A 22,788-nucleotide genomic window follows, 5' to 3' on the forward strand; every position below is an offset into this window, starting at 1 on the left:
GAGGGACGATCATGCAGTTCACGCCGGAACACGAGGAGCTTCGCCGCACGGTCGCCAAATTCGTCGAGACCGAGATCAACCCCAGTGTCGATGCCTGGGAAGAGGCCGAGCAGTTCCCCGCCCACCAGGTGTTCAAGAAACTCGGCGGTCTCGGCCTTCTCGGCATCAAATACGACCCGGCCTATGGCGGTCTCGGCCTCGACTTCTCCTATTCCATGGTTATGGCCGAGGAACTCGGGCTGGTGAATTGCGGCGGCGTGCCGATGGCCATCGGCGTCCACACGGACATGTCGACGCCGGCGCTCAACCGCTTCGGTTCGGACGAGGTGAAGCGCAACTTCCTTGCGCCCTCGATCGCGGGCGACATGGTGAGCTGCCTCGGGGTATCGGAGCCGGGCGGCGGTTCCGACGTCGCGGCGATCCACACCAGGGCGCGCAGGGATGGCGCAGATTATGTGATCTCCGGCACCAAGATGTGGATCACCAACGGCATGCAGGCCGACTGGTGCTGTCTTCTCGCCAACACCTCGGAGGGGCAAGTCCACCAGAACAAGTCGCTGATCGCCGTCCCGCTCGACGCCAAGGGTGTCACCCGCCAGAAGATCAAGAAGATCGGCATGAACTCGTCCGACACCGCACAGCTGTTCTTCGACGAGGTGCGCGTGCCCGTCGCCAACCGGATCGGGCAGGAGGGCATGGGCTTCACCATGCAGATGATGCAGTTCCAGGAAGAGCGGCTCTATGCGGCGGCAAGCTCGCTCAAGGGACTCGACCGGATGATCGACCTGACGATCGAATATACTGGCGAGCGCAAGGCTTTCGGCAAGCCGGTGCTCGACAATCAGGTCGTGCATTTCCGCTTGGCGGAGCTTCGCACCGAGGTGGAGGCGCTGCGGGCACTGACCTGGAGCGCGGTCGAACAATATGTGGCCGGCAAGGACGTGACCCGGCTCGCGTCCATGGCCAAGCTGAAGTGCGGCCGGCTGGTGCGCGAGGTCTCCGATGCCTGCCTGCAATATTGGGGCGGCATGGGGTTCACATGGGACAATCCGGTGAGCCGCGCCTATCGCGACACGCGGCTGGTCTCGATCGGCGGCGGCGCCGACGAGGTGATGCTCGGCATCATCTGCAAACTCGAAGGCACGCTGCCGGGAACCTCCAACAAGAAGCGCCTGGGGTGACCGCGATCAGCAAGCTCCTTGTCGCCAATCGTGGCGAGATCGCCTGCCGGGTAATGCGGACGGCGAGACGAATGGGCATGACGACTGTTGCCGTTTATAGCGACGCCGACGCTGCCGCTCCCCATGTCGTCATGGCCGATGAGGTGATCCGCATCGGCGGCGACCTTCCCAGCCAGTCCTATCTCGACAGCGAGGCGATCGTCGCGGCGGCGCGTCTGTGCGGAGCGGACGCGGTTCATCCCGGCTACGGCTTCCTCTCGGAGAACGGAGCCTTCGCCGAGGCGTGTCTTCGGGCGGGCCTGATCTTCGTGGGGCCGCCGCCGGCGGCGATCCGTACCATGGGCGAAAGGGGCGCGCCAAGGCCCTTATGGACGAGGCCGGTGTTCCGGTCGTGCCCGGCTATGCCGGGGCCGACCAGTCGCGCGAAGCGCTGGTTCTGGCCGCGGAAGCGGTGGGCTACCCGCTCCTCATCAAGGCTGCGGCCGGAGGGGGTGGGCGCGGCATGCGCAAGGTGGGACGCGCCGAGGAGCTTGGTGCCGCGCTTGAAGGCGCGGCGCGGGAAGCGGAGAGCGCTTTTGGCGACCCGACTGTTCTTCTCGAGCGGCTGATCGTCGATGCTCGCCATGTCGAGATCCAGGTCTTTGCCGACAACCACGGCAACTGCATCCATCTCGGCGAGCGCGATTGCTCCGCCCAGCGCCGTCACCAGAAGGTGATCGAGGAAGCGCCGTCGCCCTTCGTCGACGAGGCGCTTCGGGAGGCCATGGGTGCGGATGCCGTCAAGGCGGCGCTCGCGATTGGTTATCGCGGCGCCGGGACAGTGGAGTTCATCGTCGGCGCCGACAGGCGCTATCATTTTCTGGAGATGAACACGCGGCTGCAGGTCGAGCATCCCGTGACGGAAATGATTACCGGCTTCGACCTCGTCGAATGGCAATTGCGGGTGGCGGCCGGCGAGCCGCTGCCTGTCCGGCAGGAAGAGATTGCGTTTCGAGGCCACGCCATCGAGGCGCGGCTCTATGCGGAGGACCCCTATCAGGGATTTCGGCCCCAGGCCGGCAGGCTCCTTTATTGGAAGCCCGAACAAGCGACCCGAATAGACGGCGTGCGCATCGATGACGGGATCGTGGAAGGGAACGTAGTCAGCCCATTCTACGATCCGATGCTCGCCAAGGTCGTCGCGCATGGTCGCGATCGGCGGGAGGCGACCGCCCGCTTGCGGCAGGCGCTGCTTCGTACGCCGCTGATCGGTTTGACGACCAATCGGACTTTCCTTCTTGATCTCATTGGCAGCCCGGAATTCACCGCGGGAGACATGACCACCGAGCTGATCGACCGGTGGATGTCCGAAGGCGCGGCAATCATGTCGTCGCCCGGCCCCGCCGCTGAGGATTTCGCGCTGGCTGCCGCGACGATGGCGCTTCGGCCCGGCGGTGACTGGTTCCGTTCGGCTGGTGTGGCTGAGTATCCGATCTCACTCGTCTGCGGGAGGGAGCGGCGCGACATCACGCTTCGGTTCGAACGTGGGAAGCTTGCGTCCATCGCGATGGATGGCGCCAGCCTTTCCGTTGCCGATGTGCAACTGGTCCTTCCCGAGGTCCGCTACACGATCGGCGGGCTCGCCCGGCGCGCGGTGATGGTCGCGGATGGCGGTGATGTCATCATTGACCTTGACGGCCGTACCCTCCGCTTCAGCGAGCCCGATCCTCTCGAGGGGGGCAACAACGAAGCCGATCCGTCCAAGATCGTCTCTCCCGTGGCCGGCCTCGTGCGAAGCATCGCCGTGACGGTCGGGGAGACGGTGGTTGTCGGCCAACCTCTTGTGGTCGTGGAGGCGATGAAGATGGAGACCACCCTTGTTGCGAGGGGAGCGGGAACTGTGCGCGGCGTCCATATTCGGGCCGGTGAGCAGACGCGGGTCGGCGATCTCTTGATGGATATTGCGCTGTGATGGACAAGGCGATTCTGTCCGCCCTAGTCGAACATCCTGTCCAGCAGCTCGAGGAGCCTGTCCTTTTCCTCGGGACCGCCGAGCCTCTCGATCAGCCGGCTTTCGTGTTTTCCCCAGAGCGCGCTCATCTTGTGGACGAAGCGGCGGCCTTCGGGTGTTAGATGCAGCGAGTGCGAACGACGGTCGCTCTCGGCCTTGCGTCTTTCGGCGAGGCCTCGTCGTTCGAGCCCGTCCATCAGAGCCACGAAGTTGGCGCGTTTGATGCCGAGCCGTTCCGCGATCTCGCTCTGCTTGCGTCCCGGCGTCTCGGCGATCAGTGCCAGCACCGAAAACTCGGCCGGCCGCAGCCGCATCTTGGAAAAAACAGTCAGAAAATCCTGAAAGACGGCGAGCTGCGCACGACGCAGCTTGTAGCCGATCATCTTGTCCAGCGGCGGCAGCGTCGCGGACTGTTCGGTCGACGCTCGCTTTCTGTCGATGCCTCCCGGGGATTTCCCGGCCAGGGGCCGGATGACTGTCCGTGTTGTCATCACGCCTCGACGATGTTTTGCACGCATGAGATTTTAGCACAGAGCGGGGCGATTGCGTCACCTCATATGAAGGGGCGCGGACTTGACCCGGCATGCTTGCTCGCTAGTTCAAACTGCGAGGCAAAGGTGAAGCGGGACGCCGAGAATGGAGACGGAAGTCAGGAAACTCTTCGAGCGGTATGAGCGCTCCTTCGGCAAAGCATTGCACGGCGACATCGATCTGGACGAAGCGGCATCGTTCTACGCCCAGGCTTTTGTCGCGGCCACCCCGGCTGGCGTGATGCCGGGCACGAATGGCGAGGAGCTCAAGCGGGCGCTCGACCAGGGTTACGCCCATTACAGGGCGATCGGCACCAAGGAGATGCGCATAAGGACTGTCGCGATAACACCCATCGACGAACATCATTGCGTGGCCCGTGTTGCCTGGACGGCAGTCTATGAACGCAAGGAGCGGCCCGATGTCGCCATTGATTTCGATGTCAACTATCTCGTTCAGACGCTCGGCCAAGCGCCGCTGATTTTCGGCTGGATTTCCGGTGACGAGCGGGAACTCCTGGAAAAGCACGGCATCGGCTGATCACCACCGAGAGCGAGCTATAATTGGAAATGCTCGTTCTAATGACCGGAAGCGGCGGCCGGCGTTTCGGGATCTTTTGTCGGAATCGGGAAGCGCTGCGGGTTCTTGTTGCGTATGTCCGTCTTCGGCAGATAATCGATCTGCTCGATCAGCACTTCATGGATGAGTCGGCTACCCACGCGCTTGTTGATGCTGTCGCGCAAGCCGGTCTTGAATCCTTCGAGGTCGAATTTCTTCATGTCGAAGGCGGGATCGGCGTAGATGAAGGAATAGGCCTCGTCGGTCAGCAGGTTCTGAACGGGAATGCTGAGCTTGCGCATTTCCGCGGGCTCGGCGGTGTAGACGAGTTGGGCCAGAACGTAGCCATCGACGCGGGCATCGCGGATCAAGGGGACCGAGATCAGGTCCGCCTTGACGTAGTCGAGTCCCCCGAAGAAGGGCGTGGCGCCCTCGGCCGCAGCCGTTCTCTGGCCCGCTTGAGAGAAGGAAAAGAAGATCGCGCCGACGGTGACCGCACACAACCACAGCGCGGCGACGATGAACTTGATCATGGCTTGGTCGCCGATCCAAACTCCGCCGAGGAATAGGTGCCGTCGGCTTCATGGCGCTGTATGGCGTCCTGGACCAGTGCGGCGATCTCTGCCACGGCGCCGAGATGAGCGCGTATGGCCGCCTCGTTGTCCGCCAGCTTGTGGCGAAGGCGGATGATGTTCTCGCGATCCTCGGCCAGCAGGTCCTCCGGATTGAGCCCCTTGATCGCGCGATTCAGCTCGTAAAGATGCCGGCTCTTGCGGGCGTTCGACGATTTCAGGTCGAAATTGACGTCGGTGCGGATTCCCTGTGTTTCGGTGTCGATGGACTCCTCGATCCGCCCGAGTATGGCGGCGAGTCCACCGGCGAACATGGCGAGATCAGGCCGCGAGGCCATCTGCTTCCTGGTGTCGGAGATTTTCGACATTGCGTCCGTTCTTTGTTGCGGTCCCCTCGCGAGGACGTCCAGATGAAATCTCTCGGCCCGAAGGCCGCACTCTCTAAATTCCTGCTAGACCCGCTATCGGGCGATGTCAGGCTAGCTATCCTTGCCTGGAAGGTCGGGCATCCGATCCTGCTGGTTGCCCATGATCACATTGCGCTGGATTTCCTGCACAAGCGCCTGCGACAGCATGTTCTGCGTGTTCAGCGCTTCGTGTTTCGGTCCTTGCGAGACGCCGGCGACTGGGACCTGGGATTCGCCGTCCATGTAATAATCACCGAGCACGCGATCGGAGATGCCGATGCCGCCGCGCTCGGCCACCACATTGGCGAGCTGCTCGGCCATCAGCGACTTCCACATGTCGCCCGCCAGGCCCTTGCCGTAGACGGCCTCGTTTTCCTTGGGCAGCATCGTTTCCATGAAGTTGCGCAACACCATGGCCTCGAACTGGACGTAGGCTTTCCCCGCCGGTCTCGCGGGCTTTTCGGCCTCACGCGACGAACCCTCCGTGAGGCTGAAGGCAGCACCGCCCGAGCGGCGCGCCGCCGAGGCATCGGCAAGCCTGGCACGTGCCGCATCGAGGTCGGGCTTGCCGACGGCCTGGGCCACGTCCAGAACGATGTCGCTTGGGGGCGAGATGGCCAAGTTGCGAAGTCCTTCATCCGTTCGATTCGTTTAGCCAGTATCGGCAGCCAAGCTTGCCGCAGGCTTGCTGGAAAAAATCCCTATTTTTCCGCCGCTTGACGGGTTACCGAATCCAGCGTTTCCTTTTCGGCCGCTGCGCGTTCCTCTTGTCGCAGGGCCTCCTGATAATAGCGTTTCACGATATTGGCGCGCGCCGTTTCCGAGGCGATCCGCTTCGCCTCCTCGCGGGCAAGACGGTCCTTTTCGTCCTTCCGCGAGAGCGCCGCTCCGATCCGTTTCGTGTAGAGATCACCAAAAAGGTTCGCGATGGGCGACTGGTTCTCGACTCCTGCCATCAGTGCTGCGGCTTCCTGCTCGGCCGCGGCAGCCTCGCGGCGCAGATCGGCATGCCGCATCTCGCGGATCGCCTTCATCTGCTGCTGAAGCTCGATCAACTGGCGAAGCCGTTTCGTGCGTGGCGACATGGCTACCTCCCGATTGTCATGGGCACGAAACCGTCGGCGTAGAGCCGCAGGAACGGTCCGATGCCGAGATAGATGAGGATCAACCCGCCTGCGATGAGGAAGGGCAGGGACACGAAGTAGACCGGAATCTGAGGGGTCAGCTTGTTGACGAAGCCGATCGCCAGGTTGACCAGGATCGCATAGGCGATGAAGGGGCTGCCGAGCCGCAGCATGGCGAGAAAGCTCTCCGAGATCGTGTCGGTGACGTCGACCAGCGCGGATTGCGGGTTGAAAAGCGTGCCTGGGGGCAGGATCCTGTAGGAAGCGAGCAGCGCCTTGACGATCTCGTGGTGGAAGTCGAGGGCGAAAAGCAGCAGGAGCGCGCTGAAGGAGATCAAGGTCGCCAGCGCCGGCTGCGGTTCGACCTCCTCGATCGCGGTTCCGCCCGGGCCGCCATACCCGATCAGCATGGCGATTGCCGAGCCGATGAATTGCAGGGCGAGCAGATAAAGCCGCGCCAGAAGCCCGATGAGCACGCCGATCAGCAATTCGGACAGCATGAAGATGGTGACGACGTTGGGATCGCGTTGCGCGTAGGGCGCAATCAGGTCCCAGACATTGGCGAGGATCGCCATGGCGACCGCTATCGCCATGAAGAGCCGCACCTGCATGGGCACGCGGATGCTCGACAGTCCCGGCATCACCATGAAGCAGGCGCCGATCCGGCAGAAGGCAAGGAAGGCGGCCAGCACCAGCTGGCCGGGATCGATGATCAAGAGATAGCTCCGAGCACCTTGATCTCGACGCCCTTGGCGATCTCGACATGGCTCAGCACCGGCAGCGTGGCGAACAGGCGCTCGATGATCATGCGCACATAGGGCCGGGCGTCGGGCGCCGTCACCAGGGCGAAGCGCTCGCCCGCCTCCATATGGGTGCGGATGACCTTGGAAGCTTCCTGACCGAACTCTTCGAGCAGGCGTGGATCGATGTCGAATTCGCGAATCTCACCCTTGGCGTCGCGCTTCAGGCTCTGGTGGAACGCCAGATCCCAGCGATTGCCGAGCCGCAGCACCTTGAGCACGCCGCCTTCCGTCAGATCGCCGCAGATCTGCTGTGCCATGCGGATACGAACATGCTCGACGATCTGCTCGGTGCGGCGCACATGAGGCGCGATCTCGGCGATCGCCTCGATGATCAGGTGCAGGTTGCGGATCGAGACGCGCTCGGCCAGAAGCAGCTTCAGCACACCCTGCAGCCCGGGATAGGTGATGTGCTGGGTACAGATCTCGTCGGCCAGCTTGCGGTATTCCTGATCCTGCCTCTCGATCAGCGCTTTCATGTCCTTGTAGGAAAGAAGCTGCGGCAGGTTGTTGCGGATGACCTCGCTCAAATGGGTGAGCAGCACCGACATGTTGTCGGCGAAGGTGTAGTTGTCGCGTTTCAGATCGTCGGCAAAGGTCTCCGGCACCGAATAGGCGCGCATGCCGAAGGCGGGTTCGCGCAATTCCTCTCCGGGCAGATCGGGAGCCTGGCCCGAGCCGAGCAGAACCAGGACCTCGCCGATCCGCATCTGGTGCTCGGCGACGACGGTGCCGTGGACCTTTATCTGATAGCTTTTCGCAGGGATGCTGAAGTCGTCGGTGAGGCGCACCTCCGGCACGACGAAGCCATATTGGGTGGCGAACTTCTTGCGCATCTTGCCCATGCGGAAGGCAAGCTCCTGATGCGAGGCGATCAGCCGGCTTGAAAGCTGCTTGCCGATCAGGAGCTCGATCTCGGCCGTCTTCAGCGAAGCCTTGATCGACTGCTTCTCTTCCTCCTCCTTGACGATCTCTTTCTCCTGCTCGGACTTGGCCAGCGCTGCGGCTTCCTGGTTCCGGCGGACGGGAATGATGTATCCGACGAAAGCCATCACGCCGGCGAGCATGAGGAAGGGCAGGGCGGGCAAGCCGGGCATGACGGCCAGGACGCCGAGCAGCAGGGCCGCCACGTAGAGCGCGCGTGGATAGGCGGAGAGCTGGCCAAAGACCGCCTGATCGGCGGAGCCCCTGGTGCCGCCTTTCGACACGAGCAGGCCGGCAGCGAGCGAGACGATGAGAGCGGGAATCTGCGTCACCAGGCCGTCGCCGACCGACAGCTTCACGAACACGTCGGCGGCTTCGCCGAGGCTCATGCCGTGGCGCATGTAGCCGATGGTGATGCCGCCCACGATGTTGATGGCGGTGATGATCAGGCCGGCGATGGCGTCGCCGCGCACGAATTTGGAGGCGCCGTCCATCGAGCCGAAGAAGGAGCTTTCCTCCTCGAGTTCGCGCCGGCGAAGCTGCGCCTCCTTCTCGTCGATCAATCCGGCCGAAAGATCGGCGTCGATCGACATCTGCTTGCCGGGTATGGCGTCAAGGGTGAAGCGGGCGCCGACCTCGGCGATACGTGTCGAACCCTTGGTGATGACGATGAAATTGACAACGATCAGGATGAGGAAGACGATCAGGCCGATCACGAAATCGCCGCTCATCACCAGCTTCGAGAAGCCGCCGATCACGTAACCGGCGGCGTTCGTGCCCTCGTTTCCGTGGGAAAGGATCACGCGGGTCGTCGCGATGTTGAGCGACAGCCGCAGCATCGTCGCGATCAGCAGGATCGTCGGGAAAGAGGAGAAGTCGAGCGGACGCGGAATCCACAGTGCCACCATCAGGATCAGCACGGAGAGCGCGATCGAGATCGCCAGCCCCATGTCGATCATGAAGGCGGGGATCGGCAGGAACAACACCGCCAGGATGGTCAGGATGCCGATGGCGAATCCGACGTCGCGGCCGTGCCTGCGGATCTGCGGGGTTGCCGGGGAGAAATCTGTCAGCGCCATTCGATCGCTTCGCCAATTCGTCTGAAAACATCGGGCGCAAAGCGCCGGGGCCCGCAAACTATCCGCCCAACCTTGTGCGAGGATGAGGTCGAAGCAGGCCGTCGGCCCGACGAGACGCGACTGCCGCCGCTGTCAGAAACCGTCCTGGATACGCTGGAAGATGACGGTGGTGAAGGTGGAGATCTGGGCGCCGATGAAAGGCGCCGAAAGCGCCACCACCAAAAGGATGGCGACGATCTTCGGCACGAAGGTCAGCGTTATTTCCTGGATCTGGGTCAGCGCCTGCAGGAAGGCGATGGCGATGCCGACGATCATCGCCACGATGACAGCCGGCGCAGAGGCCGTCAGAACGGTCCAGATGGCGAATTGGACGATATCGAGGGCGTCGGCTTCATTCATTGGTGCACTTCGTGGGGCGGACGGCCTAGGCCGCCGGAGCCGGGTCCTTTACCTTGACGCCCGGCTGCACAAGGATCTCCTTGCCGTTGGTGAGCGTCGCGACAATCCCGTCTATGTAGAGCTTTACCTCCTTGACGACGCCCGTGGTCGAACCGTCGGCCGAAGTCAGTTCCTTGCCGATGACGGAGCTCGCCTGGGAGAGCTGCGACGTCGCCAATATGTCCGCGAGCTTGGTGTTCATCTGGACGGACTGCTCGACCTGGGAGAAGGTTGCGAGCTGCGTGACATATTGCGTCGGGTCCATGGGACTGGTCGGGTCCTGATGGCGCATCTGGGCGACCAGCAATTTCAGGAAGGACTGGTAGTCGACATTCGCCTTGGGTTGCTGCGTCGACGGCGTGTTGCTCATCGTGCCGACGCCGTTCACTCCCGAAACGGTCATGATCACTCTCCTGCTACGAGGACAAGGGAAGGCTTGGAGGCCGCTGGTGTCTCTCCGCCCAGAATCTGCGCTTCGATCGGATAGAGGCTGCGGATGACCTTGAGCGCGTCGTAGACATGGTCTTCGTTGACGAGCTGGTCGACATGCTTGAGGGAAGCCTTGATGCGCTCGTTGCTGAAGTTGGCCAGCAGCAGCGGCAGCGATTTGCGGAACATTTCGCGTGCCTCGTTGGCCCCTTCCGGGTTCATCAGCATCATCTGCGTCATGAAATAGAGCTGGCGCAGGGGTGTCACCGCATCCTGCGGCTGTAGCACATGGCTCTCCAGCAGGAACTGCACGTCGTTCATCAGTTCGATCGTGACCTTCCGATCGGCCCGGATCACGGCGCCGTTGAGATAGATCTTCTCGTTGGCGCGCAGAGAGATCTTCAATGTGTTCTTCATCGGATGCCGTCGCGAATGATCTGGGAAATGTCGATGAGGCCGGTGAAATTGTCGGATTCGCCCCGGCGCACCGCCTCGGCCTCGCGCAACAGCCAGAGCCCGATCGAGATCAGGTTGGCGCGGAGTTCCCGCGGCAACTCGTTGTCGGGCTGGCCGAGATCCTCGATGAAGGCTGTCCAGATGCGATTCAGGAAATGGATAGCCTCGACGGTCTCCTGCGACTCGACGCCGGCGCCCCTGGCTGCCAGGAGCAGGTCGATCGAGCGATCCAGGAGCTGGCGCTCGCGTTCCTTGGCGTCGGCGATGGAGTCGGTCTGGATGTCCGCGTAAGAGAATTGGTACATGGATACGGATCTGTCCCGGCCTAGAGGTAGTTGAGGAGGCTGAGCCTCTGGATGCGCGCTGTCAGCGCGTAGGAGGTCTCGATCTGTGCAAGCAGGTTGTTCACACGCGTCGACGCTTCGTAGGTGTCGACGTTCTGCAGATTGCCCAGGCTCATCTTGAAGATATCGACCTGCATCTTGATGCGTTCGTTGGCGTCGTCGATGCGCTTGTCGACCAGGCCGAGCTGGGCGGTGGACTGGTTGATGTCGGCGACGGACTCGCCGACCAGGTTTCGGGCATGCGAGATGACGGCATCGCGCGCGCCGCTGTTCAGCACTCCATCGAGCAGGTCGGCGACGATGGTCGAGGCCATGGCGAGCTTGCGTACGCCTTGCATGTTGGCACTGAGCGTCGTCTCTGCGGTCTCGTTGAGCCCGATGCGGTTGGTGACGCCCTGGTCGGTTGCCTTCGACCAATTGTCCTGCCAGCCACCCGGCACGTTTCCGAGGAACATCGGCTCGATGACATCCTCCAGGAAGGTGGTCATTTCAGCGGCGGTGATGTCTTGCGCCTGCGGGTCGGTCTGAGGGAAGCCGAAATGGTCCTGGAACGCCTGGTCGAAGGCGGCCTTGTTGTCGGCGCCCGGCGAGAAATAGTCGGTGATCGGCTCTACGTCGGTGTTGATGCCCGAGAATATGTACTCGCCGTTGTGGCTGGAGTTGAGCGCACCGGTCAGCGTCTCCAGTGCCGTCTTTCCGGCGGCGCGCAGCACCTCGATCGTGTTGCCGTTGCCGCCGACATTCAGCGCCGACATCAGCGCGTCGGCCTGGGTGGTAAGACGCTTGAGCGCCGTGGTGGTCACGTCGATGCGCGCCGAAACCAGTCCATTGGAAACCTGAAGCCCCTGCAGCCGCTCTATGTCGCGATCGAGCGCCACGACCTGCCCGGTGCGGGCGCCCAGGGCAAGGCCGACATCGGCGTATTTTCCGCTCGAGATCTCCTGCTGCGCCTTCATCATGTCGTTCTGCAGGCGCGTCAACTGGTAGCTGAGCGCCTTGGACACAGCGTGGTTGGAGACGAAGGAGATCTTCATGGCTTATTGCACCGCGTTCAGGAGTGTGGCGAGCATCTCGTCGACGGCTTTGATCAGTCGCGCGGACGCCTGATACGCCTGCTCGTATTGGAGCAGCAGCGATAGTTCCTCGTCGATATTCACCCCGGTTTCGTTGGAGAGCGCCTGCGAGGTCTGCATCAGCAGAGCGTTCTTGACCTCCGCCGCGTTGGTCGCCTGCTGGCGCGTCTGCTCCAGCCAACTGATGGCGCCATTGGCGAAATCGGTAACGCTGGTGTTGTCGCCGAGCCCGGCGCCCGGCGCGAAGGCCATCGGCTTGTCGAGGTTCTGGCTGTATTTCTGGATTACGGCGGAATAGGAGGCGCCGTCGCTGGTGTTCACCTTGTAGGCCGCGCCGTTGATGCCGCCGTCGCGAAGCTTGTTGACGTCGCCACCGACCGTGGGGTCGACGGCAGCATTGATCTGGATGGAACCGGCAAGTCCGGGGGTGATCGCGCCCGCCGGCGGGAGGCCCGGCCCGCCCGGCCAGGTGAAGAGGCCGGCTTGAGGCGTGAGGGTCCCGTCCGGTCCGGTCTCGGCGAATGACGAGATGAGGCCCCGCGCGATCTCGTCGAGCTGGCCCTGCATGGTGGTCGCGACTTTGTCGCGCAACTGCAGCTTCGCGGCGAGGCTGCCGGCAGCGTCGGTGTTGGAACCAGTGCCGGCGGCGAGCGGCACGCCGTCGACATAGATGCCATTGCCCGTCGCGTCGGCGGAATAGGCCGGAATGGCGTTGAAGCTGACCGTCCGGGGAACGGTCTCGAACAGGGTCACGCCATTCTGGGTAGTGAGCACCATGTCGTTGTTGCCGCGCGTAATGGTGGAGACCGGCACGATGGCGGAGATCTTCTTCAGCAGCGCGTCGCGTTCGTCGAGCCAGTCGGAGGCATCGCCCTTGCTCTGGGTGGCGTTGACGACAGCCCTGTTGGCCTGCTCGAAACGGGAAAGGAGATCGTTGAGCTCGCTGACCGAGGTCTTGATCTCCTGGTCCATCTGTCCGCGGAACGCCTGAATCGCGGCGCTGCCCTCGTTGAGCGACTTGACGATCTGGCGGGCCGATTCCACGACGTTGCCGCCGAGATTCTCATTGGACGGGGTCGTCTGGTAAGATTGCAGGGCCTGCTGCAGCTTGCCGATGAGAATCGACGCCGAGCCCTGATTCTCGACGCCGTTCACCGACCGGGTGAGGCTCTGCACGCCTTCCATCAAGCTGGCCTGACCCGAAAAGGCCGACAGCGCCGAAAGGCCGTTCCGGAAAAGCGAGGCGTTCGTCGCCCGCAGGATCTCCACGGTGCGCGCGCCGGGCGCGCTGCTGATAAGGACCGCCGAACGCCTGGAGTAGTCGGGGTTCTGGGCGTTGGAGATGTTCTGCGAGACGACGCTGGTCTGGCGTCCCGTGCTCAGAAGCGATCTTTGTGCGATGCCCAGGGCGGTCGTAAGCGACATTGTAGTTCCTTCGAATGCGGGGGAGGCCGGGGCGAGACCGCCCTGGCCCTAGTCTTCCCTCATCAGCGCTTCAGGTTGACGAGCACGTCGAGGAGTTCGGAGCCGGTCTGGAAGACCTTGGAATTGGCGGTGTAGTTGCGCTGGGCCTCGATCATAGAGGTCAGCTCCGTGGCGATATCGACATTGGAGGTCTCGACGGCGCCCGACACCATCTTGCCGAAGCCGCCCTCGTTGGGGAAACCGATGCGTACGTCGCCAGAATCATTGCTCGGCGAGAAGACGTTGCCGCTGAGCACCGCCAATTGATCCGGACTTTGCACGGTGGCGACGGGGATCTGGTAAAGCGCCCTCTTCGTGCCGTTCTGGAAAACCGCCGAGAGCGTTCCGTCCGTGGCGATCTCGATCCTGTCGATGGCGCTCGCCGCATTGCCGTTCACGAAGGCTTCGCTCACTGCATAGGGCGAATCGAGTTGGCTCATCTGGCTGAAATCGATGGCAATCGGTGCGTTGCCCGGCATGGTGATGTCCATGGAGGGGCCGTCACCACCAGCGAGGTCAAGCTGGCCAGTTGTCGAATTGAACACCAGTTCGTGGATTGCCAGGGGAGATGGCCCGTTGGCAAAATCTGGATCGGCTGGATCGGTCGGATTGGCGTAAGGAAAAGGCGAGTCGCCGGTGGCGGCATTTGCTTTGTTGTAAACGGCGACCTGCCAAGTATTGTCGTCCGTCTTGGTGAAATACACGTCGAGCATGATCTCCTTGCCGAGATTGCCGTAGACGACCAGGGAGGATTTCGCCGTATACTTCGAATCCGGGTCGTTAACTCCGGCGGCCGGAGTCAGGACTTCTGCCGTCTCGGGTAGATTCGCGCTGAACTCGCCCGAAGTAGACGGGACGGCGGTCAGGCCGCTCTCCTTGATCGTGACAACCTCCAAGCCGGCGAAGCCATTGGCCGTGGCACTCGGTGTGCCGTTGGCATAGCTGTAGCCGGTCAGGTAGAAGCCGGCGGCATTGACGAGGCGGCCTTCGCCGTCCGGAACGAAGGAGCCGGCGCGTGTCAGGAAGTTGCCGCCGCTGCCGTTCTGCACGACGAAAAAGCCGTCGCCATCGATCGCGAGGTCCGAGACGGACGTCGTGTAGTTCATGACGCCGTTCTTGGTAATGTCGTAGCGGACGCTGGTGGTGACGCCGCCGGAATTGTAGCTGCCGGAGCCATTCGGCACGACGAGGCTCGAGAACTCCGTGAAAGCGCGCTTGTAGCCGGCCGTGCTGGAGTTGGCGATGTTGTCGGCAACCGTGCCCAGCCGATTCGACTGGGCGTTCATGCCGGACACGCCGGTCCGCATCATTCCGTAAAGGCTCATGGAGCTACTCCTCAGATCCGTCGCATTTGTTAATCCAGGTTAACTATCGTGACTTGCGCGAGGCTGTCGGGCGCGGCTCCATCCGCGATCGCGGATAGTATTTTCCTGGAAGGGAAAGGGCGCCGATGGCGCCCGGCAACGGATCAGACGTTCAGGCGGTAGCCGAGGAAGCGCTTGGAATCGATAGGGTCGAAGCCGAGCTTCTCACGCAGCTTCTTGCGCAGTTTGCTGATGTGGCTTTCGACCACGTTCTCTTCGACCTCGTCGTCGAAAATGCCATAGATGGCGTTGAAAACCTGGGATTTGGTGACACGGCGCCCATAGTTGGCGGCGAGGAACTCGAGGATACGGCGTTCGCGACGCGGCAGGGGTAGCGGCGCGCCATCCACTTCGGGGTCACGGCCATCGGCGAAGATCCGCAGAGGACCGATCTGGGTGTAGCCGGGATCCTGGCTCTGGCGGCGGCGAATGGCGGAGATGCGGGCCAGAAGCTCACGAATATGTACCGGTTTGCGCACGACGTCGTCGACGCCTGCCTCGAACAGGCGCAGCGTGTTTTCCAGCGAGTGCTGTTCGCTGAGCGCGATGACCGGCGCCCCAGTGCGCTCACGGATCGCGCGCGGCGACACGTGCTGGCTGTCGCATTCCCCGATCAGCACGGCACCCACCGACTTGATATCCGCGTCGGCGGCCGTCGCCACCCATTCGCCGAATTCGCTTCCACCGAAACCGGTGATCGGAACGCCCTCCCGCCCAAAAAGCGAGGAATAGCCTTCCTTCACAGTCTCACGTTCATCAACGATAACGATCATCGGCCCGCCTCCGAATCAATTGCAATGCCCCAATGCGGCAACGGGTAGCCGCTGGCGGCATTTGTTAACAATTGTCATTTCTTGTGAGTCAGTTCTTGGGAGTCGGGCGTGGTAACCAAGCGGTTGAGATAGACTTTTATTATCAAGCGGTTAGATGGTTCCTGGAATCGTCAATTGGGGCAGAAATGCGGCGGATCCGCGAGCTGGGGGCGGAGAATTCGTTAACGTGTCGTGTTCTCCGCATGGGCGATGATTGCGTCCAGGACCGCCGTTCAGGTGCCGCGGGAGCATGTCTCATGGCCGGCAGAAATCGCGCGCGGATTGTGTCCAGCGGCCGAAGCCGGTTGCGACCATGTTGGCGATGACACGGCAGACATATCGCTTCTGGGCGGGATCGTTATTGGGTCCGGCATGGTAGCGGGCAACCGCCATGGACCAGGACTCGTGCCGGTCTTTCAGCTTGATCAGGAAACGAGCCGCGTAATCGACGTTGCGATGGGGATCGAGCATCTCGCCGAGTCCGGAAAAATGCTCGGAATGGTAGTGGTGATTGATCTGCATGCAGCCGAGATCGATGAGCTTGGCGCCTTGCCGCTGTGCCGCGCGGAACGTTGCGATGGCCTCGCTGCGCGAGGAGGCGAAGACGGCCTTGCCCTCGATGTTCAGCGCATAGGGCTGCAGGCTTCCCTTGCGGCCGGTCTCGGTCAGTCCGACCGCGTAGAGGATGCCTACCGGAACGCCATAACGTTCGGAGGCGCGCAGGATCTCGGTCTCGCAGGCGTTGCCGGGCGCGGCCCCGGCAGGCGTGGAGACGCTAGATATAGACGCCGCCGCGAGGTTTAGCGCCAGAAGTACGCTGTTCCACAGGCGACGGCCTGTCGATCTCGTAGCCATTGTCTTGCCCCCCACCCCTGTTCGGATGTCCGCTGCCGCCCGGTTGACCGGACTCCGCGCCAGCTGAGAAATGGCGTCCTGAATTGGCGGAAGTGTCCGCGAAGCCGCCGCCACTATCCCGCGCCGGCGCGACGGCGTGGATCTGAGGCGCCTGGATGACGACCTCCTCGACGGCGATCCCATGAGAGCGGAGCGCCCGCGCGATGGCGTCGGTTTCCCCGGAAAGCCTGTTGTAGGCCTCGACGCTTTCCACCTCGATCTCAACCGAAAGTTGCTCGCCGGCGATGCGCAGATTTGCGGTGACCACACCGAGCTCGACCGGCTGAAGCTGGATCTTGAGCGTCTGGACGGAGGGGGCGGCTTGGCCGACATGGGCATTGGCAGCCGCGACGCGATGAATGGTGGCGGCCGGAGGCGGATTCAGTGCGAGAGCCTCGACCACCGGCGCACCGGTGGCGAGTGGTCCCTGGGCGAGCGGGGCCGGCTGGGCCTTTTGATCTGCGGCAGGCCGCAGATCCGCCCTTCGGTCACCCACGTCCCGTGACTCGCGGGCGCGCGACACGGCATCTGCCATCAACGTCCCCCGATCACGCCTCGTGCCTCGAGCATCCCCTGGCGACTCGCTCACCCGCCCATCGCGATCGCTCGTCTCGACCCTTATGTCAGGACGGTCGGCGGGCTGGGTGGCAAGATCGTTCAGATTGGCCATCAGCGTCTTGCCGAAGGCGGCCTCCGGTCGCCGACCGGACTTGGCCGAGTCAGGTTTCTCCAGCACGGCGACGGGCTGTGGCTTGCGGCCGTCCCTTATTTCTTCCACTGGCCTCGCGGTTGCCTTCGCCACCGGCGGGGGCGCGTCATTGGCCATCGTTCCCTGAGTGGACTCCGCATCGCCCTGCCGCGCCGAAGCGCGATCGTGTGATCCTGCTATGGTGAGGAACGGCAGGAGCGCCTCGGCAGCTTCCGGCTTGTCGTCCTCTTCTCCTTCGCTTTCCCCAGGCTTGGTGATGTCGGTGGACGCAGCTTGTCCATCCGTCGCGAAGAGTTCATCCGCCAGCAATCCGAGATCGCTCGACGGCTCCGCCGAAACCGTGTCGCTCTCGTCCAATGCCGTGGCCGACGCTCCGTTCTTTGCGTCATTCCCCGCTTTCAGCATTCTGCCGAAATCGTCGGGCTCGCCCTGGGAAGGCATGCCGTTTCGGCCACGCGTTGCAGGGGCGGGCGAGGGTTGCTGGAGGATTGCTGGCAATGCGGCGTTCATTGACGGGCTCCTTCAAGCAGTCTGTCGATTTCCTGCAGCTTCCTGCGCGTCTCGTTGACGAGCGCGGACTCCGAAGCCACAGCGGCCTGGTTCTCTTGCTCGGCGGCGCGCGCGGCCGTCGCCTCGATGGCGCGGGGGTCGGGCAGCTCTTGGCCCGACGCGGCAAGATCGCCGTCGACGGGCAAGACTGTTGGCTCTTCCGGCGCATCGTCCGGCGGAAGACCGGCCTCCTCAGGCGGCTCCTCGACCGGTAGGTCTGACAGTTTCATCGGCGGGGAAAGGACCCGCTTCACCACTGCGGTCGCTGCGTCGAGCAGGCGCACGTCGCGCGGCGACAGCGTGGCGCGGTCGATCTTCTCCAGTCGGCCGGCGACGTCGTCGATCGATTCCGAGGTCACGGCGCCCAGCGCGTTATAGAGTTCGGCGCGCTGATCGGCTTCGCCCTGCCTGGCGTTGCCGACGGCCTCGGCCTTCGCCGAAGCGAAGTCCGCGAGTTGTCCATGTCCCAGAATGGCGGCCTTCCTCGCGATCCGCAGATAGATGGCGTTCTGCTGCTCGCCGTTCATGGCTGCGATGATTTCCTCGATCTCGGCCATATCCAGGCGATCCTGCAAGGACACTACGCCATTGATGAAGCCGTCGGCGAAGTGGCTGGCGTAGGGCGATTTGAGGAAGCGCCTCACATATTGTTCCGAGGCCGTCAGGAAGCGACCGGCGTCGCCGGCCGTTGCTGCAAGCGTGATGGACCGCCGCAGTGCGGTCTCCTCGACCAGGCTGCCGGGCGAAAGGAGCCGGGCCTTGTCGAGGATCGCCAAGCCTTCGGCCGGGTTCTCAAGCGCCCGCACCGTGCCCTTGATCAGCGCCAGGAAACCGCCGAGTTCGGCGTTTTCCTTCATCGGGTCGAGAGATGCCAGCGTCGTGTCCGCCTTGCCGTGCTCGCTGCGAAGATAGGCGACGAGGCCGTCCGTGAGGACCTTGCTTCGGCCTTCCAGGCTGAGACGCCCGGTGACCGCCTCGACCGTGCGGGGGTTGCCACCGCTCATGCCGTAGATCATCAGGGCCTCGATGTTGCGTCGGTCGGCGAATTCCGACTCCGTCGCCTCCCTCAGCCGCGCATCGATCAACTCGATCATCTTCTTCTGCATGGGCAGGGAGGCGTGATCGCCGCCGGCGATGCGTTCCTGGAGGACCTGCAGCGAACGGATCATCTGATAGGGAGCCAGCACCGGCAGTGCCGCGTCGGGCGCGGCAATGGATGGCGTCAGGCTTACCGCGGCCATCAACGCGCCGAGAAGCAGCCTAGCCCGCAGCATGGCTCAGGTCCGCTAGGCTGATTTCGGAAAAGTGTCCCAAGATTTTCCGACAAAAAACTGCGGCAAGAGATGAGGCTAAGCAGGTGGAGCATGGCCGAAGCCACGCGAACCTGCTTGTGAATCGATCGCCGTCGCTCAATTGCCGCTCTCCACCAGGATCTCGATGCGACGGTTGGCCTCCGCATTGGGGTCGTCTTCGACCTTGAGCTTGCGATCGGCAAAGCCGGCAACCTCGACGACGCGCCGCTCGTCGAGGCCGGCGCGGACGAGCATGTAGTAGGCTGAATGCGCGCGCGCCGTGGAGAGTCGCCAATTGTCATATGACTTGCTGGCGAAGGGCCGGCCATCGGTGTGGCCGTTGATGACGATGTTGCCTTTTTCGGCCGCCAGCACCTTCGAGATCTTCTCCATGGCGAGCACGAGTTCGCGGCGCGGCACGGCCGAACCAATCTCGAACATGCCGACGTTGAGCTGTTCCGTCACCGAGATCATGACGCCCTTGTCGGTGGGGACCACCGAGATGCCGCCGAACATCTTGTCGTCGGACTGGAAGGCGGCGCGCAGTTCCCGGCCGATGCGTTCGGCCGTCTGCTCCGCTTGCGGGGCCGGGTCTGCCTCTCCACCGGACATCGCCTCGGCCGGTTTGCTTTCGGACGAGTTGCTGTCGTCGACCGTCGGCTCGGTCTCGGTGGCTTGGACGGGTTTTTCCTCGGGTGGCGCCGCGAAAGCCTGCTTGAGCTCATCCATGCCGGCCGGCGTCTCGTCGGCCGGCACGGTCGTCGGCCGATCGGGCGCGGCAGCGTCCGCGGTTTCCCGGGACGTCTCGGTGCTCCCTCCGCTGGGCAAGGTCATCATTTCCTGAGACCAGAAGTCCGGAGCGAAGGGGTCGCGATAGGCGTCTCCGCCCGAGGCGCCGGTCGCTGGGCCAGCTTCCGCCGCACCGCCATCGCCCTTGGTGCTGATGTTCTGCTGGTCACCCGTGTCGCCGGCGATCTCGGCGAGAACCGCATAGGGGTCGCGGAAAAGGTTCTCGTCGGAGAAATTCTTATCGTCGGCAGAGACAGCGCTGTTATCCACTTGCGACGGCCCCGCCGTGGCCTGCCCGTCCTTCGACGACTTTTGTGCATCGACATCGGATGACTGGCTTGGACTATCAGCCGGACGCTTGTCCTCGCCGGGATTGTCGAGGCCACGCGCGGCGGCATCGTGGTCGACGAGTTTGATCGGATTGAAATAGGAGGCGACCGCGAGCTTTGTCTCCTCATTGGCCGCGTTGATCAGCCACATGACGAGGAAGAAACACATCATGGCGGTCATGAAGTCGGCGTAGGCGATCTTCCACACGCCACCGTGATGATCCTCCTCGAGATCGTCGCGCCGCTTGACGATGATGATCTCGCGACGCTCGTCGGCAAGCTGGCTCATGACAGGGTCTCTTCCATGGTCGCCGACCACTCCGAAAAGCGTGTCTCGAAGAGCTGATCGTCGATGCGAATGGTGAGGTCGGGGGAGGAGCTCTCGGTAAACTCGAAATGCGCGGCCTTGTCGCCGGCGGCGCGCTGCAAGGCCTCGAAGAGCGCGGGCGAACCGGTGACCCTGACCCGCGTGCCTTCGGCGTCCTCCAGTGCGGCCTTCACGGTGTCCGCAAGCTGGGCGATCGAGCGGGCATGCATGTCGGCGGTGAGCACGGGGCCCAGAATGCGGGCCGTGACGCCGGTGACGAGAGCCGTCACGGCGGACTGCATCGTCGCCATTTCGCTGGCGAGCGCCGAGCCCAGCAACTCGCCGAAGCGCCCCTCGAGCGCCTCGATCGCGGCGGCGTGGCGCTGCCGCTCCTCGGCCAGGGCAGCTTCACCTTCGGCCACCAGGCGTTCGGACAGCGCGCGCTCGGCCTTTTCCACCTCGATGCGGATCAGTTCGTCGAGGTCTGGTCCTGTCGGCAAGGGTTCAGGGGCGATTTCGGGCGCTTCCGGAACGTCGCCGAAATCGAAGGGCAGGACGTCCGGCGTCGTGGAACGCCGGCAGCCGAAATCCTCCAGGACGTCGGCGAGTGCTGGGATCGCCATCATGCCGCCTCCGGCGCCGACCATTTGCGCAGGATCATTGCGGTGCGCTCTTCATTGAGATCGACCATCTGGGCAAGGCGCTCCTGCGGGCCGCGCCGCATCTTCTGGCGTAGGTCGGCGATCGAGTCCTCGTCATCCGGCGCGTTGAAGGTGCCCAGCGTCGAGACGGTCGGGAACTCGTAATTCTCGGCGAAGTTCGGGAGAGCGTTGGGGGCAGGGAAGGCCAAGGCTTCGGGCTCGGCGGCTTCCGTCTTTCCGAGCGCGGCCGTCAGCGGTCTCAGGCCGAACCAGGCTACGAGGAAGGCGACGAGGATGAAGGCGGCGGCATTGATCATCGTACCGGCATGGCTGCCGATCGCGTCGAGCACGCCTGGCTCCGCGACAACCTCGCCATTCAGCCCTTCCATGAATTCGACGGAGGTGACCGTGATGCTGTCGCCGCGCACTTCGTTGTAGCCGGCGGCGGTGGCTGCGATCTTCTGGATCTCGGCCACGCGCGCTGCGATCTGCTCCGGCGTCGCATCGGCGCCGAGAATCGAAAGAAGCCGTTCCTCATTGACCACGACTGCGATCGACAGCTTCGAGACCGTGTAACCGTTGCTGACGGTGGCGATGCGCTTTGTGTTCATCTCATAATTGGTGGTTTCTTCCTTGCGCTCGCTCTGCTCGGAAGATTGCGGGCCGGCTGCCGGCGGAATCTCGGCGTTGGGCAGGTCCTGCTGTACGGAGGTCGGCGTGCTTTGGGCGCTGCGGTTCGACGAATCGTTGGCTCTTACGACTTGCACGGAGCGCTCGACGCGCGATTCCGGGTCGAAGATCGTTTCCTCGATCTGCCGCGTGTCGGTATTGACGTCGGCGCGGACACTCGTGCGCAGGTTCTCGCTGCCGAGATAGGGCGCGAGGGCGCGATGGATATTGTCCTCTATCTGGCTTTCGATGGTGCGCTCGACTCCGAGCGTGCGGGTGAGGGTGGTGTTGGCGGGGTCGTCTCCGGCGGCTAGCAGCGACCCGCTGGAATCGAGCACCGTCACCTTGTCCGCGGCGAGCCCGGGCACGGCTGCCGCGACCAGGTGGCGGATCGACATTGCAGTCTTGGTGGCGTCTATCCCGCTCGCGCGGATCACGACCGAGGCGGAAGGTTCCTGCTGGTCGCGGCGGAAATTCGCCCGCTCGCTGACGACGATATGCACGCGCGCGGCCTTGATGCCTGCGATGGATTGTATGGTGCGTGCGATTTCGCCTTCGAGGGCACGCACGCGCGTCACTTCCTGCATGAAGGAGGTGAGGCCCAGCGAGCCGACATTGTCGAACAGCTCGTAGCCGGCATTGGCGCTGGAAGGGAGACCCTTTTCCGCAAGCAGCATGCGCGCCTGCGCGGTCTTGCCCGTGGGCACCAGGACCGAGGTTCCGTCAGACCCGACGTCGAAGGAGACGCCGGCTTCGCCGAGTACCATGCCGATCTGGTTCACGTCGGAGCGCTCAAGGCCGACATAGAGCGTCTCGTAGGCCGGCCGATTGAGAAAATAGGAGCCAATGCCGAGCACGGCCAGTACGAGGGCGACGACGCCACCCGCCATGGCCAGTCGTTTCGGGCCGAGCCCACGAAGGTTCGCTATGATCTGGTTCAACTGCTCAGGCAACGCCACCGCTCCCGGAATTCTGGTGTCGGGAAACTAGGCTGCGAAGCTTGTGCGAAAATGAAATCGGCCCGCGGTGATCGTCACCGCGGGCCGATTTGCGTTCGAGGACCGGT

At 63.3% G+C, this 22,788-nt stretch carries 23 protein-coding genes and 1 pseudogene; 3 read left to right on the forward strand and 21 right to left on the reverse strand.

All coding sequences use genetic code 11. The features are described 5' to 3' along the window. Nucleotides 1-11: 11 nt before the first annotated feature. On the forward strand, nucleotides 12-1,181 hold the full coding sequence (locus tag ACCO56_RS05590) for an acyl-CoA dehydrogenase family protein (protein WP_433638521.1): 1,170 nt from the start codon (nucleotides 12-14) through the stop codon (nucleotides 1,179-1,181). A gap of 53 nt (nucleotides 1,182-1,234) precedes the next feature. Continuing rightward, a pseudogene (locus ACCO56_RS05595) lies at nucleotides 1,235-3,132 on the forward strand (acetyl/propionyl/methylcrotonyl-CoA carboxylase subunit alpha). Between the two features lie 23 nt (nucleotides 3,133-3,155). Here ACCO56_RS05595 and ACCO56_RS05600 read toward each other — a convergent pair. After that, nucleotides 3,156-3,662: a MarR family winged helix-turn-helix transcriptional regulator gene (locus ACCO56_RS05600; protein ID WP_433638522.1), complete on the reverse strand. Its 507-nt coding sequence runs from the start codon at nucleotides 3,660-3,662 to the stop codon at nucleotides 3,156-3,158. A 145-nt stretch (nucleotides 3,663-3,807) separates the two neighbouring features. Here ACCO56_RS05600 and ACCO56_RS05605 point away from each other — a divergent pair, with 145 nt between their 5' ends. Beyond that, nucleotides 3,808-4,239 carry a nuclear transport factor 2 family protein gene (locus tag ACCO56_RS05605; protein WP_433638523.1) on the forward strand — a complete coding sequence of 144 codons (432 nt, stop codon included), beginning with the start codon at nucleotides 3,808-3,810 and terminating at the stop codon, nucleotides 4,237-4,239. 38 nt (nucleotides 4,240-4,277) lie between these two features. On the opposite strand, the gene ACCO56_RS05610 is transcribed toward ACCO56_RS05605, so the two are convergent. The 20 genes from ACCO56_RS05610 to fliF all read right to left on the reverse strand — a co-directional run bounded on the left by ACCO56_RS05610 (nucleotide 4,278) and on the right by fliF (nucleotide 22,675). Beyond that, complete coding sequence (locus tag ACCO56_RS05610; protein WP_433638524.1) at nucleotides 4,278-4,790, reverse strand: hypothetical protein; 513 nt, start codon at nucleotides 4,788-4,790, stop codon at nucleotides 4,278-4,280. Continuing rightward, on the reverse strand, nucleotides 4,787-5,167 hold the full coding sequence (locus ACCO56_RS05615) for a hypothetical protein (RefSeq protein ID WP_433639774.1): 381 nt from the start codon (nucleotides 5,165-5,167) through the stop codon (nucleotides 4,787-4,789). Before ACCO56_RS05615 ends, ACCO56_RS05610 begins: the two co-directional genes overlap by 4 nt. A 141-nt stretch (nucleotides 5,168-5,308) precedes the next feature. Beyond that, nucleotides 5,309-5,857, reverse strand: coding sequence for a rod-binding protein (locus ACCO56_RS05620; protein ID WP_433638525.1), 549 nt, complete (start codon nucleotides 5,855-5,857; stop codon nucleotides 5,309-5,311). Between the two features lie 80 nt (nucleotides 5,858-5,937). Next, nucleotides 5,938-6,321: a hypothetical protein gene (locus ACCO56_RS05625; protein WP_433638526.1), complete on the reverse strand. Its 384-nt coding sequence runs from the start codon at nucleotides 6,319-6,321 to the stop codon at nucleotides 5,938-5,940. A gap of 2 nt (nucleotides 6,322-6,323) precedes the next feature. Beyond that, complete coding sequence (gene fliR, locus ACCO56_RS05630) at nucleotides 6,324-7,076, reverse strand: flagellar biosynthetic protein FliR (protein ID WP_433638527.1); 753 nt, start codon at nucleotides 7,074-7,076, stop codon at nucleotides 6,324-6,326. Then, the gene (gene flhA, locus ACCO56_RS05635) at nucleotides 7,073-9,163 is read right to left on the reverse strand and encodes a flagellar biosynthesis protein FlhA (RefSeq protein WP_433638528.1); all 2,091 of its coding nucleotides are present in this window, start codon (nucleotides 9,161-9,163) and stop codon (nucleotides 7,073-7,075) included. The genes fliR and flhA overlap by 4 nt, the downstream gene beginning before the upstream one ends. A 132-nt stretch (nucleotides 9,164-9,295) precedes the next feature. Further along, nucleotides 9,296-9,562, reverse strand: a complete 267-nt coding sequence (gene fliQ, locus ACCO56_RS05640; protein WP_433638529.1) for a flagellar biosynthesis protein FliQ — start codon at nucleotides 9,560-9,562, stop codon at nucleotides 9,296-9,298. Nucleotides 9,563-9,587: 25 nt separating this feature from the next. Continuing rightward, nucleotides 9,588-10,004, reverse strand: coding sequence for a flagellar hook assembly protein FlgD (flgD, locus tag ACCO56_RS05645; RefSeq protein WP_433638531.1), 417 nt, complete (start codon nucleotides 10,002-10,004; stop codon nucleotides 9,588-9,590). A 2-nt stretch (nucleotides 10,005-10,006) separates the two neighbouring features. Further along, nucleotides 10,007-10,447 carry a flagellar biosynthesis repressor FlbT gene (gene flbT, locus ACCO56_RS05650; RefSeq protein ID WP_433638533.1) on the reverse strand — a complete coding sequence of 147 codons (441 nt, stop codon included), beginning with the start codon at nucleotides 10,445-10,447 and terminating at the stop codon, nucleotides 10,007-10,009. Beyond that, nucleotides 10,444-10,791: a flagellar biosynthesis regulator FlaF gene (gene flaF, locus ACCO56_RS05655; RefSeq protein WP_433638534.1), complete on the reverse strand. Its 348-nt coding sequence runs from the start codon at nucleotides 10,789-10,791 to the stop codon at nucleotides 10,444-10,446. The genes flbT and flaF overlap by 4 nt, the downstream gene beginning before the upstream one ends. A gap of 20 nt (nucleotides 10,792-10,811) precedes the next feature. Beyond that, a complete protein-coding gene (locus ACCO56_RS05660) occupies nucleotides 10,812-11,864 on the reverse strand; it encodes a flagellar hook-associated family protein (protein WP_433638536.1) in 1,053 nt (350 codons plus the stop codon). Between the two features lie 3 nt (nucleotides 11,865-11,867). Continuing rightward, nucleotides 11,868-13,328 carry a flagellar hook-associated protein FlgK gene (gene flgK / locus ACCO56_RS05665; protein ID WP_433638537.1) on the reverse strand — a complete coding sequence of 487 codons (1,461 nt, stop codon included), beginning with the start codon at nucleotides 13,326-13,328 and terminating at the stop codon, nucleotides 11,868-11,870. Nucleotides 13,329-13,390: 62 nt separating this feature from the next. Then, a complete protein-coding gene (locus ACCO56_RS05670; RefSeq protein WP_433638538.1) occupies nucleotides 13,391-14,692 on the reverse strand; it encodes a flagellar hook protein FlgE in 1,302 nt (433 codons plus the stop codon). Nucleotides 14,693-14,835: 143 nt separating this feature from the next. Further along, complete coding sequence (locus tag ACCO56_RS05675; RefSeq protein ID WP_433638539.1) at nucleotides 14,836-15,504, reverse strand: response regulator transcription factor; 669 nt, start codon at nucleotides 15,502-15,504, stop codon at nucleotides 14,836-14,838. Nucleotides 15,505-15,798: 294 nt separating this feature from the next. Continuing rightward, complete coding sequence (locus ACCO56_RS05680; protein ID WP_433638540.1) at nucleotides 15,799-16,398, reverse strand: transglycosylase SLT domain-containing protein; 600 nt, start codon at nucleotides 16,396-16,398, stop codon at nucleotides 15,799-15,801. Beyond that, on the reverse strand, nucleotides 16,319-17,656 hold the full coding sequence (locus tag ACCO56_RS05685) for a flagellar hook-length control protein FliK (RefSeq protein WP_433638541.1): 1,338 nt from the start codon (nucleotides 17,654-17,656) through the stop codon (nucleotides 16,319-16,321). The genes ACCO56_RS05680 and ACCO56_RS05685 overlap by 80 nt, the downstream gene beginning before the upstream one ends. Next, a complete protein-coding gene (locus ACCO56_RS05690) occupies nucleotides 17,653-18,969 on the reverse strand; it encodes a chemotaxis protein MotC (RefSeq protein WP_433638543.1) in 1,317 nt (438 codons plus the stop codon). Before ACCO56_RS05690 ends, ACCO56_RS05685 begins: the two co-directional genes overlap by 4 nt. A 135-nt stretch (nucleotides 18,970-19,104) precedes the next feature. Next, the gene (locus tag ACCO56_RS05695) at nucleotides 19,105-20,394 is read right to left on the reverse strand and encodes a MotB family protein (RefSeq protein ID WP_433638545.1); all 1,290 of its coding nucleotides are present in this window, start codon (nucleotides 20,392-20,394) and stop codon (nucleotides 19,105-19,107) included. Beyond that, nucleotides 20,391-21,038 carry a hypothetical protein gene (locus ACCO56_RS05700; protein ID WP_433638547.1) on the reverse strand — a complete coding sequence of 216 codons (648 nt, stop codon included), beginning with the start codon at nucleotides 21,036-21,038 and terminating at the stop codon, nucleotides 20,391-20,393. The genes ACCO56_RS05695 and ACCO56_RS05700 overlap by 4 nt, the downstream gene beginning before the upstream one ends. Continuing rightward, the gene (fliF, locus tag ACCO56_RS05705; protein WP_433638548.1) at nucleotides 21,035-22,675 is read right to left on the reverse strand and encodes a flagellar basal-body MS-ring/collar protein FliF; all 1,641 of its coding nucleotides are present in this window, start codon (nucleotides 22,673-22,675) and stop codon (nucleotides 21,035-21,037) included. The genes ACCO56_RS05700 and fliF overlap by 4 nt, the downstream gene beginning before the upstream one ends. Between the last annotated feature and the right edge of the window lie 113 nt (nucleotides 22,676-22,788).

Source organism: Mesorhizobium sp. 1B3 (assembly GCF_050958605.1).
Lineage (GTDB): Bacteria > Pseudomonadota > Alphaproteobacteria > Rhizobiales > Rhizobiaceae.

Bases quoted from the DNA above. Each gene is read 5' to 3' on its own strand.
- ACCO56_RS05590 (WP_433638521.1), top strand. From the start codon at position 12: ATGCAGTTCACGCCGGAACACGAGGAGCTTCGCCGCACGGTCGCCAAA.
- ACCO56_RS05600 (WP_433638522.1), bottom strand. From the start codon at position 3,662: ATGACAACACGGACAGTCATCCGGCCCCTGGCCGGGAAATCCCCGGGA.
- ACCO56_RS05605 (WP_433638523.1), top strand. From the start codon at position 3,808: ATGGAGACGGAAGTCAGGAAACTCTTCGAGCGGTATGAGCGCTCCTTC.
- ACCO56_RS05610 (WP_433638524.1), bottom strand. From the start codon at position 4,790: ATGATCAAGTTCATCGTCGCCGCGCTGTGGTTGTGTGCGGTCACCGTC.
- ACCO56_RS05615 (WP_433639774.1), bottom strand. From the start codon at position 5,167: ATGGCCTCGCGGCCTGATCTCGCCATGTTCGCCGGTGGACTCGCCGCC.
- ACCO56_RS05625 (WP_433638526.1), bottom strand. From the start codon at position 6,321: ATGTCGCCACGCACGAAACGGCTTCGCCAGTTGATCGAGCTTCAGCAG.
- flhA (WP_433638528.1), bottom strand. From the start codon at position 9,163: ATGGCGCTGACAGATTTCTCCCCGGCAACCCCGCAGATCCGCAGGCAC.
- fliQ (WP_433638529.1), bottom strand. From the start codon at position 9,562: ATGAATGAAGCCGACGCCCTCGATATCGTCCAATTCGCCATCTGGACC.
- flgD (WP_433638531.1), bottom strand. From the start codon at position 10,004: ATGACCGTTTCGGGAGTGAACGGCGTCGGCACGATGAGCAACACGCCG.
- flbT (WP_433638533.1), bottom strand. From the start codon at position 10,447: ATGAAGAACACATTGAAGATCTCTCTGCGCGCCAACGAGAAGATCTAT.
- flaF (WP_433638534.1), bottom strand. From the start codon at position 10,791: ATGTACCAATTCTCTTACGCGGACATCCAGACCGACTCCATCGCCGAC.
- ACCO56_RS05660 (WP_433638536.1), bottom strand. From the start codon at position 11,864: ATGAAGATCTCCTTCGTCTCCAACCACGCTGTGTCCAAGGCGCTCAGC.
- flgK (WP_433638537.1), bottom strand. From the start codon at position 13,328: ATGTCGCTTACGACCGCCCTGGGCATCGCACAAAGATCGCTTCTGAGC.
- ACCO56_RS05670 (WP_433638538.1), bottom strand. From the start codon at position 14,692: ATGAGCCTTTACGGAATGATGCGGACCGGCGTGTCCGGCATGAACGCC.
- ACCO56_RS05675 (WP_433638539.1), bottom strand. From the start codon at position 15,504: ATGATCGTTATCGTTGATGAACGTGAGACTGTGAAGGAAGGCTATTCC.
- ACCO56_RS05680 (WP_433638540.1), bottom strand. From the start codon at position 16,398: ATGGCTACGAGATCGACAGGCCGTCGCCTGTGGAACAGCGTACTTCTG.
- ACCO56_RS05685 (WP_433638541.1), bottom strand. From the start codon at position 17,656: ATGAACGCCGCATTGCCAGCAATCCTCCAGCAACCCTCGCCCGCCCCT.
- ACCO56_RS05690 (WP_433638543.1), bottom strand. From the start codon at position 18,969: ATGCTGCGGGCTAGGCTGCTTCTCGGCGCGTTGATGGCCGCGGTAAGC.
- ACCO56_RS05695 (WP_433638545.1), bottom strand. From the start codon at position 20,394: ATGAGCCAGCTTGCCGACGAGCGTCGCGAGATCATCATCGTCAAGCGG.
- ACCO56_RS05700 (WP_433638547.1), bottom strand. From the start codon at position 21,038: ATGATGGCGATCCCAGCACTCGCCGACGTCCTGGAGGATTTCGGCTGC.